16 protein-coding genes are annotated in these 14975 nt (G+C 51.4%); 10 read left to right on the forward strand and 6 right to left on the reverse strand.

Annotation, left to right across the window (positions count from 1 at the left end; all coding sequences use genetic code 11):
• Positions 1-134: 134 nt before the first annotated feature.
• Entirely contained in the window at positions 135-608 is a 474-nt protein-coding gene (locus AC6I8E_RS20960) for an Lrp/AsnC family transcriptional regulator (protein WP_497824776.1), read from the reverse strand.
• Between the two features lie 269 nt (positions 609-877).
• Here AC6I8E_RS20960 and AC6I8E_RS20965 point away from each other — a divergent pair, with 269 nt between their 5' ends.
• Together AC6I8E_RS20965 and AC6I8E_RS20970 are read left to right on the forward strand one after the other, a co-directional pair.
• Positions 878-1504 (forward strand): LysE family translocator, encoded by a 627-nt coding sequence (locus AC6I8E_RS20965; protein ID WP_013196108.1) that lies wholly within the window; start codon positions 878-880, stop codon positions 1502-1504.
• A gap of 155 nt (positions 1505-1659) precedes the next feature.
• Positions 1660-2460 carry an SDR family oxidoreductase gene (locus tag AC6I8E_RS20970; protein WP_013196107.1) on the forward strand — a complete coding sequence of 267 codons (801 nt, stop codon included), beginning with the start codon at positions 1660-1662 and terminating at the stop codon, positions 2458-2460.
• A 178-nt stretch (positions 2461-2638) separates the two neighbouring features.
• Here AC6I8E_RS20970 and AC6I8E_RS20975 read toward each other — a convergent pair whose 3' ends face one another.
• Positions 2639-3187, reverse strand: coding sequence for a TetR/AcrR family transcriptional regulator (locus AC6I8E_RS20975; protein WP_147789023.1), 549 nt, complete (start codon positions 3185-3187; stop codon positions 2639-2641).
• 133 nt (positions 3188-3320) lie between these two features.
• Here AC6I8E_RS20975 and AC6I8E_RS20980 point away from each other — a divergent pair, with 133 nt between their 5' ends.
• The 5 genes from AC6I8E_RS20980 (at position 3321) to AC6I8E_RS21000 (ending at position 6942) form a co-directional block, all read left to right on the forward strand.
• On the forward strand, positions 3321-4139 hold the full coding sequence (locus tag AC6I8E_RS20980; protein ID WP_201251247.1) for an oxidoreductase: 819 nt from the start codon (positions 3321-3323) through the stop codon (positions 4137-4139).
• Positions 4140-4194: 55 nt separating this feature from the next.
• A complete protein-coding gene (locus AC6I8E_RS20985) occupies positions 4195-5217 on the forward strand; it encodes an NADP-dependent oxidoreductase (protein WP_236262739.1) in 1023 nt (340 codons plus the stop codon).
• A 168-nt stretch (positions 5218-5385) separates the two neighbouring features.
• Complete coding sequence (locus tag AC6I8E_RS20990; protein WP_033784969.1) at positions 5386-5862, forward strand: glutathione peroxidase; 477 nt, start codon at positions 5386-5388, stop codon at positions 5860-5862.
• A 273-nt stretch (positions 5863-6135) separates the two neighbouring features.
• Positions 6136-6369 carry a hypothetical protein gene (locus AC6I8E_RS20995; protein ID WP_497824777.1) on the forward strand — a complete coding sequence of 78 codons (234 nt, stop codon included), beginning with the start codon at positions 6136-6138 and terminating at the stop codon, positions 6367-6369.
• 186 nt (positions 6370-6555) lie between these two features.
• Positions 6556-6942 (forward strand): hypothetical protein, encoded by a 387-nt coding sequence (locus AC6I8E_RS21000; RefSeq protein WP_147788935.1) that lies wholly within the window; start codon positions 6556-6558, stop codon positions 6940-6942.
• A gap of 620 nt (positions 6943-7562) precedes the next feature.
• On the opposite strand, the gene AC6I8E_RS21005 is transcribed toward AC6I8E_RS21000, so the two are convergent.
• Positions 7563-8291, reverse strand: coding sequence for an SDR family NAD(P)-dependent oxidoreductase (locus AC6I8E_RS21005; protein WP_497824778.1), 729 nt, complete (start codon positions 8289-8291; stop codon positions 7563-7565).
• 98 nt (positions 8292-8389) lie between these two features.
• Between AC6I8E_RS21005 and AC6I8E_RS21010 the strand changes: the two genes are divergently transcribed.
• Positions 8390-8773 (forward strand): winged helix-turn-helix transcriptional regulator, encoded by a 384-nt coding sequence (locus AC6I8E_RS21010; protein WP_033784966.1) that lies wholly within the window; start codon positions 8390-8392, stop codon positions 8771-8773.
• A 107-nt stretch (positions 8774-8880) separates the two neighbouring features.
• Here the strand turns inward: AC6I8E_RS21010 and AC6I8E_RS21015 are convergent, their stop codons facing one another.
• Positions 8881-10128 carry a diguanylate cyclase domain-containing protein gene (locus tag AC6I8E_RS21015; RefSeq protein WP_497824779.1) on the reverse strand — a complete coding sequence of 416 codons (1248 nt, stop codon included), beginning with the start codon at positions 10126-10128 and terminating at the stop codon, positions 8881-8883.
• 758 nt (positions 10129-10886) lie between these two features.
• On the opposite strand from AC6I8E_RS21015, the gene AC6I8E_RS21020 reads away from it, so the two are divergent.
• Positions 10887-11660, forward strand: a complete 774-nt coding sequence (locus tag AC6I8E_RS21020) for a COG4705 family protein (RefSeq protein ID WP_095708042.1) — start codon at positions 10887-10889, stop codon at positions 11658-11660.
• A gap of 113 nt (positions 11661-11773) precedes the next feature.
• Here the strand turns inward: AC6I8E_RS21020 and AC6I8E_RS21025 are convergent, their stop codons facing one another.
• The gene (locus AC6I8E_RS21025; RefSeq protein ID WP_013196093.1) at positions 11774-12100 is read right to left on the reverse strand and encodes a hypothetical protein; all 327 of its coding nucleotides are present in this window, start codon (positions 12098-12100) and stop codon (positions 11774-11776) included.
• A 183-nt stretch (positions 12101-12283) separates the two neighbouring features.
• Entirely contained in the window at positions 12284-13354 is a 1071-nt protein-coding gene (locus tag AC6I8E_RS21030; RefSeq protein WP_095708041.1) for a LacI family DNA-binding transcriptional regulator, read from the reverse strand.
• A gap of 265 nt (positions 13355-13619) precedes the next feature.
• Here AC6I8E_RS21030 and AC6I8E_RS21035 point away from each other — a divergent pair, with 265 nt between their 5' ends.
• Positions 13620-14882, forward strand: coding sequence for a maltoporin (locus tag AC6I8E_RS21035; RefSeq protein ID WP_095708040.1), 1263 nt, complete (start codon positions 13620-13622; stop codon positions 14880-14882).
• Positions 14883-14975: the final 93 nt, after the last annotated feature.

The following is a 14975-nucleotide window of genomic DNA, read 5'->3' on the forward strand; positions in this document are numbered from 1 at the left end:
GTAAAGCATGGACTTTATGGCTGAGCAAGTCCTGAGGGCTTTTTTTATGCAGTAAAATTCTTCTAATGCTGATGTAACTGACATCTGGACTATTAACTAAATATTCTGTCGCGGGCTGTCCCGGCGGCGTTAGTCTACTCAGCGATTTTCTTAATAGGATAAGAAACGAGGGGTTTGATCTCTTTAAGCACAAACATGCTCTGCATTTCTTTAATGCCTGGCAATCTGCGTACCACTGACATTGCGAAATCAGCATAGGAGTCCAGATCCGATGCTACAACCTGTAGCAGAAAGTCGGCATCTCCACCGATGCTATAGCAGGCCACCACGTCCTCCAGCGCACTTACTTCTTCTTCGAACTTTCTGGCCTCGGCCTCACTATGACTGTCAATGACGACCCGAATGAAAACCATCACGCCCAGACCGATTTTCTTGCGGTCAAGAACAGCACGATAGCCCTGAATCACTTCTTCTTCCTCAAGCCTGCGCACTTTGCGCCAGCAGGGAGAAGCTGAGAGGTTTATCTTTTCTGCCAGAACCTGGTTAGTGACGCGAGCATCGTCCTGTAAAATCTCGAGGATTTTCATATCTGTCGGACTTAGGGTCATAGTCGGAAATTCCTTTCGTTATAGCACTGATAAAGGGTAATTCTTACCACAAAATCAGTATTGAGTAAATGATATAGGTAACAATTTTCCCGCTTATTGCGACATAATATATTTACTTTTTCAACGTGTTATTACGAATAGCAAAAGTGGAAAACTGAATTCAGATTGAGTGTATGTCGTGATCTTATTTTAAATAAATCACGGACAGACCATTTTTTTAAAGTATTAAACATCCTCTCTCTTCAAATAATATTATGGAAGGAAGAATTATGTCAGATATTGCTCTGATAATATCTTATATGACTGCACTCGGTTTAGCCGCCGCAATTCCGGGGCCGGGAATGACCGCATTAGTCGCTCGCAGCGTGAGTGGTGGTGCGGTAGCTGGCTTTACCATGCTGGCTGGCCTTATTCTCGGGGATTTAATTTATTTATCTGTTGCGGTGTTTGGCCTGGCAGTGATGTCTCATAGCTATACCGCCGTCTTCACGATGATTAACTGGGCTGCCTCACTCTATTTATTCATGCTTGCATGGCAATTCTGGTGCCACCAGCCTCGGGCAATAAATATTGACCAGAAAGCGACAAAACGAGAACTGGCGTCAGCCTGGTTTTCAGGGCTGACCATCACGCTTGGGAACCCTAAAACCATCGCTTTCTATCTGGCGATACTGCCTCTGGTTATCTCTCTGGATAATGTCTCGCTACAGATTTGGGGAGGAATTCTGGTTCCACTTACCGTGTTCGTGCTGTTAAGTGTTGGTGCGGTTTTTATTCTGGCCGCGCTCAGGATTCGTCATCTTCTGACCAGTGCAAAAGCGCAGAGACTCGTTTTCCGTTCAGCCGGAGCCATTATGATGCTGGCTGCGGCTGGGATGGTGGTAAAGACGCTTTAAGTTCATTACCGGCTGTTATGGATCAACTCCTTCCGACCCTGCATGTCAGGCGAAACCACGGGCAACCCTGCACTTCGCATCTATAATTCAGTGACTCAGGCCTATGCACTCGTCCATGTTAAGACGCTCATCATTAACAGAATTAAGGAAGCCTCATGATCTTATCACTCGAAAATCAGGTTGCGCTGGTTACCGGCGCCAGCTCAGGTCTCGGCTATGCCTGTGCAGAAGCACTCGCCAAAGCTGGTGCCGGTGTGGTGGTTAACTACCACAGCCAGGCGGAACCTGCCGAAGAACTGGTTGACAAAATCCGTGCAGACGGTGGACGCGCCATTGCGGTAAAGGGTGATGTCTCAAAGGAAGCTGACGTAGAAAATCTCTTTGCTCAGACGATTGCTGAATTTGGCAGGCTGGATATTCTGGTGGCGAACTCAGGGCTGCAGAAAGATGCGCCTTCCATTGAGATGTCGCTTGCAGACTGGAATACCGTCCTGGATGTGAACCTGACCGGGCAGTTCCTTTGCGCTCGGGCTGCGCTGCGTCAGTTTCGTGACCAGGCGCACCGCCCGGAGATCAGCCGGGCTGTAGGTAAGATCATTCACATGAGCTCGGTGCATCAGCTCATTCCCTGGGCCGGACATGTTAACTACGCTGCCTCAAAAGGCGGGGTTGATTTACTGATGAAAAGCCTGGCACAGGAAGTGGGTGAAGACCGTATACGCGTAAACTCAGTCGCACCTGGCGCTATCGCAACCGCTATTAACGAAGAAACTACTCAGGGCGAAGCGGGCAAAGCGCTGTTAAAACTCATCCCTTACGGACGTATCGGTGCGGCGGAAGATGTGGCGAATGCGGTGGTCTGGCTGGCCAGTGACCTTTCCGACTATGTTCACGGCACCACACTGTTTATTGATGGCGGAATGAGTCTTTATCCCGGATTCCGCGATAATGGCTGAGTCATAAGTCACTGTACCAGGTGGGTGATCGACTGATTGGAAACCTGTTGGTGGAACCTCTATCCGGAACGGGAAGTCCGGATTACGCGCTCCCGCTGCCGCAAATGAGATGCCAGCAGGCTGGGCAGTCTAGCCTGTGTCACATTGGCTTCGTTCCAGTTAAACGGAAAAGCACCGCTCAAATCCCACTGGCATCAGGACGGAGCAAACGCGCCCGGCAGACCTCCAGAATCTCATCAGCGAGTCCGGAACCATCCGGACAGGCTCGCGAAAGCATCAATGCACCAACAAGCTGCGCAATGGTATTTATCAGCTCTGCCCGCGTGACATTTTGGGATTCCAGGATGGCAATCTGTCGTTCAATCCCGGCCGCAAATGTCTCGCGGATTGATTCAGACTGCCGGGCTGCATCGGTGCCCAGAGCCGACATCACGCACCCCTTTCCCATGTCATCGCGATGCTGACGGGAAAGGTAGTACTCAATAAACGCTTCCCGACTTACCCCTTCGGTTTTTTCTGCCGACTGCGTGAAACCACAACTCATCGCTTCAGCTAACAAATCCGCTTTCGACCCAAAATGCTTGTAAAAACCGCCATGTGTTAACCCGGCGGCTGACATCAGTTCAGCGACGCCTACCCCATCGTAACCACGCTCACGAAAAAGCTCTGACGCCGTTTCAACGATCCGCAACCGGTTTTCGCGAACCTGCTCTTTAGACACTTTCATGTTTTTTCCTCCTGAAACAGAACCCAAGCATACATTGATGATGATCATAATCAAACAAGTTGACTTTATTGATTATGATCATCATCATTAAATCAGTTATTCCTCCGAACCCTATTACAAGAGCGTACTCAGAATGAGCCAAAAACGTGTAGCACTGGTGACCGGCGCCTCTTCTGGCATTGGTGAAGCCTCTGCGAACAAACTTTTAGCAGCGGGTTATAAAGTGTATGGCACCAGCCGTCGTGGCCCACAGGCGAGTAAACAGCCCTTTCCATTACTCGCTCTTGATGTGACTGACGACGTTTCGGTAGAGGGTGTTATTTACGAATTGATGCAGCTTGAGGGTCGAATAGACCTGCTGGTGAACAACGCAGGCTTTGGCGTCGCTCCGGCAGCGGCGGAAGAGAGTTCTGTCGAACAGGCGCAGCATATCTTCGACACAAACTTCATGGGTATCGTCAGGCTGACACGCGCCGTACTGCCTTACATGCGTCGCCAGGGCAGCGGGCGCATCATCAATATCGGTTCCATTCTGGGGGTCGTGCCACTGCCCTATGTCGCACTCTATGCGGCCAGTAAACATGCGGTCGAGGGGTATACAGGCGCACTTGATCATGAACTGCGCACCCAGGGCATCAGGGTTTCTGTCATTGAGCCGGCATACATAAAAACGCAGTTTGAAGTCCACAATATCGAACCGGATGCGAAGCTTGAAGAGTATGAACTCATCCGGGCTAAGTTGAAGAAAGTGGTCGGTAAGGCAATGGCTGAAGCGGAAAGTCCGGAGGTCGTGGCTGCGGTGGTGCTTAAAGCGGCCCAGTCCTCACGGCCAAAAATACGCTACACGGCGGGAACGCTCGCAGCAAAACTGAATTTCGTCCTCCGCTTTGCGCCTGCAACCCTGCTGGATAAGGTCGTGCGGAACAGCCTTCAGCTCGATACGAGAATCTGAAAATGAAATTTTCGGAACGGGCTACGGTCTGGGTGTTATTGGAGAGCATGAATAAATGAAAACCAGCATGATGAAAGCCTTTACGTTTAAACGCTACGGAAAATCACCTGAGCTGGGATTTGATAATGTGGATTACCCTAGCCCCGGTCCCAATGAAATCCTGGTGAAAGTTTATGCTGTGGGTCTGAATCCCATAGACAACATGATCCCTACGGGAATATTCAAACCGGTTTTACATTTTAAACTTCCAGCGACTCTGGGCAGTGATCTGGCGGGTGTGGTTATTGCAACAGGAAGTCAGGTAACGCGTTTTAGTCCGGGTGATGAAGTGTTCGCCAGCATTTTCGACAGGGGCAACGGCTCACTGGCCGAGTTTGCCCTGGTCCCTGAAAGTCTCGCGGCCATCAAACCTGAAAATCTGGATTTCGTTCAGGCTGCTTCGCTCCCGATGGTCAGCCTCACCGCCTGGCAGGCTTTCACAGAGAGAGCCCGTCTGCGGCCAGGGCAGAAGGTGTTCATTCCGGCAGGTTCGGGAGGAATTGGCAGCTTTGCGATTCAGCTGGCGAAATATCTTGGCGCAAAGGTCGCGACGACGACCAGTTCAGCTAATGTGGAGTGGGTCAGTCAGCTGGGCGCAGATCAAGTCGTTGACTATAAAAAGCAGGAATTCGAAAACGTGCTGAGTGGCTTTGATCTTGTCCTCGGCACGCTTCGGGGTGATTCGATTGAGAAATCTATGAACATCCTCAAGCCAGGCGGAAAAATAGTCTCTCTGATAGGGCCTTTAGACGTTAATTTTGCGCGTACCAGACAACTCAATATCGTTCTGCGGATGATATTTGGCCTGATGAGCCGCAGGATTTTGCGACTGTCAAAAAAGCGCGGTCTGGATTATTCCTTTCTTTTTGTTCGTCCTGATGGCAACCAGCTGGGGCAGATGAGCAATTTAATTGAAGCTGGAAAAATCAGGCCAGTGATCGACCGTGTGTTCCCTTTTGCAGAAACTCAGGATGCTCTTAACTGGCTTCAACAGGGACATGCAAAGGGTAAGGTCGTGGTTAAAATTCATCATGAATAACAACCAGGATTTACATCAGAAGCGGAAATAATCATCAGCGCCTGGCGATAACGTCTGAAATCCGGATGCCGGGCCTTCTCACTCAGTACCTGCTCTCCATGTTCCACTTTCCTCATGTGCTCTGTGCTAATGTTGGCGTAAAACAGTTTCCGCACTGAGGATTACAACATGTCTGCCTTTTATAAACTCACAGCCACCAGCCTGAACGGCCAGCCTGTACCGATGTCCGACTTCGCTGGCAAGATCGTGCTGGTCGTTAACACCGCCAGTCACTGTGGATTCACGCCACAATACGCCGGCCTCGAAACCCTCTACAAAAAATATGCCGATCAGGGGCTGGTGGTACTGGGTTTTCCCTGCAATCAGTTTGGGAATCAGGAACCTGGCGGAGCCGACGAAATTGCGCAGACATGCCACATTAACTACGGGGTAAGTTTTCCGATGTTTGGCAAAGTGAATGTCAATGGCACCTCAACGCACCCGATTTTTCATTACCTGAAAGATGAATTACCCGGCGTTTTGGGTGGTCGTATTAAGTGGAATTTTACTAAGTTTCTGATCGGGCGCGACGGTAAACCGATTAAACGATTTGCACCAACCACCACGCCGGAGAAAATGGAAGCCGCCATTCTTGCTGCCCTTTGAGGGCATGGCTGTGGCGGGTGACCATCAACCAGGAGGATGAATTAACAATGTTCAGGTTCCGACATTTATTATCCCTCGTCTCCTTCTCGCTCGGGATATTTTGCCTGCCGGTATCAGCGAATACTCAGATCCTACTCACTACGCAACTCACTGCCTGCGAAAGCCAGAATGGTCTGGATGATCAAAGCGGTTCCCCTGATGGTCAGAATGGCAGGAATGGCGTTTCTGGCACCGATTGTCTGAATGGCGGCAACGGCGGCAATGGAGCTTCAAATGGAGGCCGTGGCGGGAATGGTGGCGACGGTGCTGGTGCAGAACCCGGCACTCAACACCATCACCATAATCACTATAAAAATACGAACAGGGATGCTAACGGAGGAAATGGTGGTAACGGCGGATCGTCCGACAACTCACCAGGTGGGAAAGGCGGAAACGGCGGAAACGCGGGCCCTGGCGGGTCTGGTGGTCTGGGTGGTCGCGGAGGCCAGGACGGAAGTCAGGGGATAAGCAGCGCTTAGTCGTTAAAGTCAGTCATGCTGTTCTGGGGAACGGGTTCGATAACTGTCAGGGAAGGCTGAGATATTCATGCAGTCATCAGGGATTAAGAACCCTCTTCAATCTGTCTGATTAATGATTTCAATTAATGAAATCGTTTTAGCAATAACCAGCGCCAGTAAAATATAGGAGATGAATATGCAGTCAGTACACCTTATGGGTGAGGGATATGAGCCTCATGTGACACTGGAGGATGGGAAGCTGACCTACTCACTGCCTGTCGATTCTGGTTTCATGAGCTATAACTTTGACTTTGAGATCAGCCGGGACGATCTTGATATTCTGCTTTCCGATGATTACAGACGCGCGGTTCTCGAAATTACTGCGCATACCTTGCTTCAGCGCTCGACGCTCAAAGGCTATGACCGATTTACCCAGAAAGACTTCGATAAACTGATTGTAAATACACTTCACTCAGCATCAGATTTCCTTCAGACATTTATTTCTGCAATAAACCGTGAACATCACATTGGTATTGAGCATTACGTGAAAGAGATTATGGACCGACGTTCTGCTTCACAATGAATACACATCATTGCATAGAACACATTTATAGTTTTCCGAAGAGATAGCGACTGCCTCTTCAGAAGTGATAGGCAGCGCCCGGCGATAGCGCTTCACCTGAACATTCAGGTAAAAAGGAGGTTTTACAGAATGAGTTGTAAGTACTGTCAGGATCTCTGTGTTAAATACATTATTCGAGAACCTCGCCAGTTGAGCCGAGCTATACGTATTGCACATAACGCGCTTAAAGAGGAGATAATTTCCGAAGTTACAACCACCAAAAACTGTAATCAGTTTACCTTTACAGAATGTGCTGAACAGATGATTTGGGGGGATATCGTTGATTACCATTTCGCCTGTAATCATTGCGGAACCACGTTCGTGCTGGGAGCTGAAACCTATCATGGCAGTGGGGGTTACTGGTCTCCCGAAAGTGAAAAACCTGCAGAAATAATAAACTGACGCAATATGATTTTACGCTGCGGACTGACTTCTGACTCTGAACAGTAAAGACGGACCAGAACAAATCTAAGGGTATAAATATCAGTCTTAGACACATTCTTATCGGGGGAGCGTCTTAATGAGTCCAAACCCTCCCTGCCATGCCATTAAGCCATCCCCCATCACTCGACGAAAATCTCCTAAGCAATCATCCCGCCATCAATGACCAGCTCGGTGCCACTGATATAGCTGCTTTCATCTGAAGCCAGAAACAGTGCCGCAGCCGCTACTTCCTCAGGGTGTCCCAGCCGCTTTGCCGGGATCCGGGCGGTCAGCGTCTGCCTGACTTCATCGCTGGCCCGGTCAAACATCGGCGTGTTGGTAGGACCAGGACTCAGCGTATTAACCCTGATGCCGCGCGGTGCCAGCTCGCTATTCCAGGTGCGTGCATAAGACCGTACCGCAGCCTTGCTGGCGGAATAGCTGCCATAACCGGGATTCGCTATCGCGCCTGCAACGGAACCCAACAGCACGATACTGCCGCCCTCACCCATCAATCGCACCGCATGCTGCACCGTCAGCACCATGGCTCGCACATTCAGATTAAAAGCGCGATCGATGTGTTCTTCCGTGGTTTCCTCCAGGCTGGCCGGTTCAGACACACCTGAAGAGTTGACGAGGATATCGAGGCGACCCGCTTGGGTGCCAAGGGTTTCGAACAGACGCGCAAGGTCGTCTGTGCGGGTGATATCGCCCTGAATGGCCTCGACCTGACCGCCGATCAGTGCGACTGCCTCAGCCAGCTGTGCTTCCCGCCGGCCGGTGATAAACACGCGTGCACCTTCCTCTGCAAAACGACGAGCGACAGCAAGGCCGATACCGCTATTACCCCCGGTGACAAGGGCGACTTTTCCATTCAGTTTCATCATTGCGACTCCGGATAGAGGTTAGACACCTGATGGTATATTTATTATATTTAGTGTCAATTACGCACCTGATGTACACCAGATATCCTCAAGGAAACCTCATGGCTACTGACATCACTCAGCTACTGGCCGAGATCAACAGCACCCGCCCTGTCCTGGAACAGGTAGCGAATAAGTGGTCGGTTTTAATCCTCACCGTATTGTGCTCTCAGCCCTCGCGTTTTAATGCCATCAAGCGCAGGCTCGACCCCATCACCCATAAATCTCTGACAGAGGCATTACGCCGGCTGGAACGCAACGGACTGGTGAGCCGCCGCGTGATTGCTTCATCGCCAGTGGCGGTCGAATATGCGATTACGCCGCTGGGCCGGACATTGCAGGAGCCTTTTGTCGCGCTGGTGAACTGGGCAAAGCAACATGGAGGCGCCATGGAACAGGCACAGGCGGGTTATGATGAAGGGCGGGATGACGAAGAATCTGCATGAACTTAGCCTGAGCACCGTTCCTGCATGATAGCGCAGGGTGATGAGCAGATAAGTTCAGGATAAGCCTGACAGGAGTGAAAGCGGAGACCCGCCATCATATACAACGGCTACTCCCCTGCTGGCTCAAAAAACTGATAAGAACCATCACGTCGTGCTTTAGCCTGGTACATCGCCTTATCTGCGTTTTCGAATAACATTTTGGCCGTTGCTGTCCCGAAGCGGGCAAGGCTGATACCAATCGCCGCGCCAATACGAACATCCATATTATCGATGGCGAAAGGTGCCTGCAGACTGTCAATAATCCGCAGGGCAATCGCGGATGCGGCTTCGTGATTGCTGCACTTAGCAGCCACGACAAACTCATCGCCACCCAGACGCGCCACTGAATCGCCCGGACGCATACAGTGTCGCAGCCGTTCACTGACCTGTTGCAGCAGGGCATCGCCGGTCGCGTGACCCATCAAATCGTTCACCGCCTTGAACCCATTCAAATCGATAAACATCACAGTGGTATAGGCCTGATCGTCTGCCTGCGCCAGCATGAATCCCACCTTCTCGTTAATCCAGGCACGATTGTGCAGCCCGGTCAGCGTGTCCAGGGTTGCCAGCTTCTCAAGATTACGCATCCGTTCTTTGTCCCGCGTGATATCGCGCGATACCAGCACGGCACCAATATTTTTTCCTGAATTAGGATTGATGACGCCACAGGCTTTGGTACCCAGTGAGATGTAATGGCCGTCGCGATGCAGTTTGCGCACCTCAACAACATCCGGCAGTACCCCGCCGCTGAAGATACATCCCAGCGCTTCGGTGGCTAATTCGCGGTCATCCGGGTGCAGGAAATCCACCACCAGTTGCCCCACAACCTCTTCGGTGGTCCAGCCTATGATTTCGCTGTAAGAGGGAGAAATTGATACGTATCTGCCTTCCGCGTCACAATGGGCAATCAGATCGGTACTGTTTTCAATCAGAAGGCGATATTCCGCCGCCGTGCGCAGCGCATCTTCCAGTGCTTTACGCTGCCCGGTCACATCCAGAATAAAGCCGTTGTACTGCAGATGGGAGGTGCCAGGCTGGCAATCCGGCAGGCCGGAAACAAGGACCCGACGCGTCTTGCCATCCAGACAATGGATCGGCACTTCAATATGGAAAGGCGTCAGCAATTCCAGGGCTGCAGTCAGCTGCAGCGCGATCTTTGCATCGTCGTCAGCCTGCGCCAGACTTAGCCATGAACTCAGCGTCACGCCCTTAAGTTCAGGCATCAGACCCGCAGGAGTTTCCTGACTGGCGATGCAGATCCCCTGGGCATCCGTAGACCAAACAGCGGTAAAAGAAGGTTTGATCATTGGGTTCATGGCGGCCGGCTCCGACGTTGCTGACGATTTTAAATAAGTTCAATACACGTCGCTACAGACCTGATTATAACCGTTAATGCCTGCCTGTAGCTGAGGGAGGCTATGCATAAAGGTTCAGTATTGCGGGCCGTGATAAATGCTGGCGGAAACTGAGGCCTTTCCGGCAGCGGTTTCTGAGGTGCCCTCTCCTGTGGCATTACGCAAAGCTGTCAGGCTGCAGTATCAGAAGTATTAGCCTGTTTATATCGGCTCATCGGGGCATAATCTTTAATCACAGCATATTGTCTGAGGGCTGTGAACCATGAAACCGGCTGAACATCGCTGCTTCAGTAAAGCCCTGCGGGTTTTGGGGGGCGCTCAGTGATAACATTCCCGCTGGCTGAATGACGGGGGAAAAGATAGCCGGGCCGAAAAGGCTATGATGCTGGCAATTAATTGCGCCTCACAATTTGTTAATTTTTTTACTCATAGATGATGTGCTGACAGAGAGAGCCATCTGAGCCATTCTGAAAATTCCTTCAGGGCTGTGACGATTTAATAGCAGGAAAGATGTATAAAAACGCCTTTAAAACAGAATAATAATGGCGCTTAGCCTGTAAAAAACTGCACATCGTGGCGCATTTCTATTCTCAGAGCAGCAGTAAAAAGCCCATCAAAAATTTCTCTCGACTCGCCTCCAGCTTAATCTTTCCTTAAGAATAATCCTATAACATCCCCGCTGTATTAGCCCATGTTGGGCTTTTCCGGAGTATCACCCTATGCAAAATAACAACACAGCTTCTCACGCTCTGAGTAAAGTGCCGGCCGTTACCGCGGCGTTCTGGTTGACCAAAATCGCTGCGACTACCCTGGGTGAAACCGGCGGCGATGCGGTGACGATGTCGATGAATCTCGGTTACCTGACCGGAACACTGATTTTCGCCATCATCTTTCTGGTCGCTGTCGTGGTGCAGATCAATCGCAACAGCTTCAATAAATGGATCTACTGGTTCACCGTCGTGGCAACGACCACCGTCGGTACAACGATGGCAGACTTTGCCGATCGCTCACTGAACATTGGTTATCTGGGCGGTACGCTGCTGCTGAGCACTCTGCTGATCCTCTCTCTTTTCCTCTGGAAAATGACCTGTGGAACGGTTGCAGTGAGTTCGGTAAGCAACGGTGTTACTGAGAGTTTTTACTGGGTCACCATTATGTTTTCTCAGACACTGGGCACCGCATTGGGTGACTGGACGGCAGACAGCGAAGGCCTGGGTTATGATGGCGGGATCCTGCTGTTTGTCGGCGCGCTGGCGATCATCTGGGCGGCAAGTCGCTTTACCTCCCTGTCACGCACCGCGCTGTTCTGGGCAGCCTTTATCCTGACCCGGCCACTGGGTGCGGTTGTCGGTGACTTCCTGGATAAACCCCTTGCTTCGGGCGGACTCGCACTGAGCCGCTATGGCGCCTCGCTGACGCTGGCACTGATCATCATCGCTTTTCTGGTGGTCCTGCCACAGCGCCCGGCAATGAAGACCGCCCCCGCGAATTAAAAAGCGCTATAGGAAGAATTACAGGTCACACTTATTCTTAAACGTAGTCAGGGCCGCCAGTGATGGCGGCTTTTTTATTATCTGATCTGTCATCGTCCGCGCAGGCTGTTAAATCAGGCTGGCCGCTCGATGGAAACGATACGCCCTTCATGTGCAGCAGAGAGGACGGGCAGACTTTCTGCTGGCTCCTGCATTTTCACCCGAAATGCCGTGTTGCTGGCATCAAGAAAAACGGTTCTAAGATGCCGGTTGCAGATAAACCAGATTTCGTCGCGGTCATTTGAAAGAATGTAATAAGCATCCGAGGTTTCAGAGGGGTTAAAGCAGCCCAGCGCGCGATAAGCGGTCTGCGGGGTAAAGCCACTGGAAAGCGGCAGCGGCCGGGGGCCATGCGCTAATTCTTCGATCCTGAGGTAAAGTCCCTGTTCAAGCCACAGCATAGTGTCACATCCTGGATGGAGAGGAATCGGGCTGAGCATGCCGGCTGGCTTACAGGTAATAAAAGTGCCCGTTTACCGACCAGCTCAGGCAATGGGTAATTTTTCTGACATTCAGAAGCGTTATCCTGATCTGAGCATAGCAGCGGTGTGTTGTTATGCTTTTTTATCTTTGTCTGGCCCCTGCTACTCAAGCCGGCTGGCAATCAGCCGTAGTTGTTCTGCAATCTGCTTTAAATCTCGCTGCTGTTGTCCGGCGATACCGGTCGAGCTGCGCACCACCAGCTTTGCCGGCAGAATTGAGGAGGAACGCTGCTCATCCTGCTCACTGGCCAGTAACAGACGCGCAACCGCCTCTTTGCCCTGCAAATCGAGATCCAGCGACACCGTGGTCAGCGCCGGATGGAAAAAGGCACTTTCATAGGTGTCATCGTAGCCAATCACCGAAATCTGCCCAGGCACCGCCACACCGCGCTGATGCAGCGCACTCAGCACACCCAGCGCCATCTGATCGTTGCCCACCAGCAGTGCACTGAACTCCGGCGCTTCACGCAGCAGTTGCAGCACGCCATTATAACCACTCTGCGCATCCCAGTTACCGTGGCTGATGCTGACCGGCTTCAGACGGTAGCTTTCCAGCGTGTCGAGCCAGCTCTTTAAGCGCAGCCTGGCGGAGACCGACTGCTCAGGACCCGCCAGTAGTGCAAACTCGCGATGCCCCTGCTCATAGAGATATTTAACGCTGGCACGCGTGCCATCAGCCGGGTTAAACGAAACGTTAAACACTGCGCTGTAGGGATCAACATCAAGGAACAGACAGAGAATATCGTCGTTCTCCTGCACAACCTGCTCAGCAGCGCTGCTCTCCAGCGGGACATTGATGATCACTTTATCCACCCGCTGAGACTTCAGCTCATTGATGCAATCCTGCAAACTTTGATTGACGTTCTCATCAATCATCGCGATCAGCACCTGGTAGTCCGCAGCATTCGCATAACGTTTAACCGCAGCGGCCACCTGGGAGGGCGCATGCAATGCCAGCGACGTCGTTACCAGACCCAGTGTTGTGCTCTGCTTGCCCACCAGCTGCTGCGCCAGCCGGTTAGGGACGTAGCGCAGCGTCTCAATTGCGTGTTCCACCTTGCGACGCGTTGATTCCGAGACGTTTGCCGACTTATTCAGAACCCTTGATACCGTCTGATACGACACGCCAGCATGACGGGCGACATCCTCTAAGGTGGCATTTTTTGATTTCATAATTCGCATCCCTGATTACCGATGGCGGAATGTTATCACAGCCCTGATGTCAGCCAGACTACTGCAGTCACATTGCGCGAATAAAAAGCAAAAGTAATACCTTCACATTGTGAAATTTGGTGATCTGATTCACTAATCGTTACAGATTGCGTCACTTTATTTGCAGTGCATCACACATTATCGCGATTTTATTTGTCACTCATCCGACAAAAGGCGTTTACTGCCGCTGTCATGTGAACGTATTACAAATAAAATTGAGGATAACATGGAAACAAGGTTACGTACTGCTGCTGTGGCGCTTGCTGCGGCCCTGACCTCCCCGACGCTCTATGCCGCCATCGACAACATCGATTTCCATGGCTATCTGCGTGGTGGCGTGGGCGTCTCACAGGATGGCGGTATTGAGGAGTATCAAAAGAACAAGGTTGGCCGTCTCGGCAATGAAGCCGACACTTATGGCGAGGTTGAGCTGGGCAGCGAAGTCTACAAAAAGGATGATGTCAGTTTTTACGTCGACACCATGGTCAGTATGTTCTCCGACGGCTCAAACGATAACGAAACCACCTTCGGCGATGATGCGCAGTTTGGCCTGCGTCAGCTCAACCTGCAGATCAAAGGACTGGTGCCGGGTGATAAAGATGCGGTGATCTGGGGCGGTAAACGCTACTACCAGCGTCACGATCTGCACATCATTGATACCAAGTACTGGAACATCTCGGGGTCAGGTGCCGGTATCGAAAACTACACGCTCGGTCCGGGCGCTATCTCCTTTGCCTGGATTCGTGGCGATGCGAATGACGTGGATTACCGTGTCGATGGCGACAACGACGTCAACATTAACTACCTCGATCTTCGCTATGCCGGCTGGAAACCCTGGAACGGTGCCTGGACCGAATTTGGTATCGATTACGCCATGCCAAACACCACCAACAAACAGAAAGAATATGGTGGCCTGTATGACGCAGATAACGGCGTCATGCTCACCAGTGAAATCAGTCAGGACATGTGGGGCGGCTACCAGAAGCTGGTGTTCCAGTACGCCAACAAAGGTCTGGCGCAGAACATGATTTCGCAGGGCGGCGGCTGGTATGACATGTGGAATGATACTCAAAACGCCACTGGCTACCGCGTGATTAACACCGGTCTGCTCCCAATCACCGATAAGTTCTCCCTGAATCAGGTCTTTACCTGGGGATCGGCGGATGATATCACCGCGCAGACCAGCAAAAGCACCCTGCTGTCGCTGGTGGGTCGTGGTCAGTATCAGTTTACGCAGTATGTTCGCGGCATCGGCGAAGTCGGCAGCTTCTGGCAGAAAGATGAGAATAAGGTGGGCAGCGACTACAAACAGGCGGGTCAGAAATATACGCTGGCCCTAGGCCTGGCAGCCGGTCCTGAATTTATGTCACGTCCGGAACTGCGTCTGTTTGCCTCTTACCTGAATGACTCAGAAGATGGACACAGCTTCAAAGACAACACCAGTAATAACACCTGGAACTTCGGCGTACAGGTCGAAGCCTGGTGGTAATCGAGCAGTCTCCTCATTGTGATCGTTGCTAAGCTCTTATGCAGGGGCTTATTTGGATAACCGGCGACGGTTATCCATTTTTTTATTCGTATT

It is taken from the genome of Pantoea sp. X-Soil-YNGN-785 (assembly GCF_059730585.1).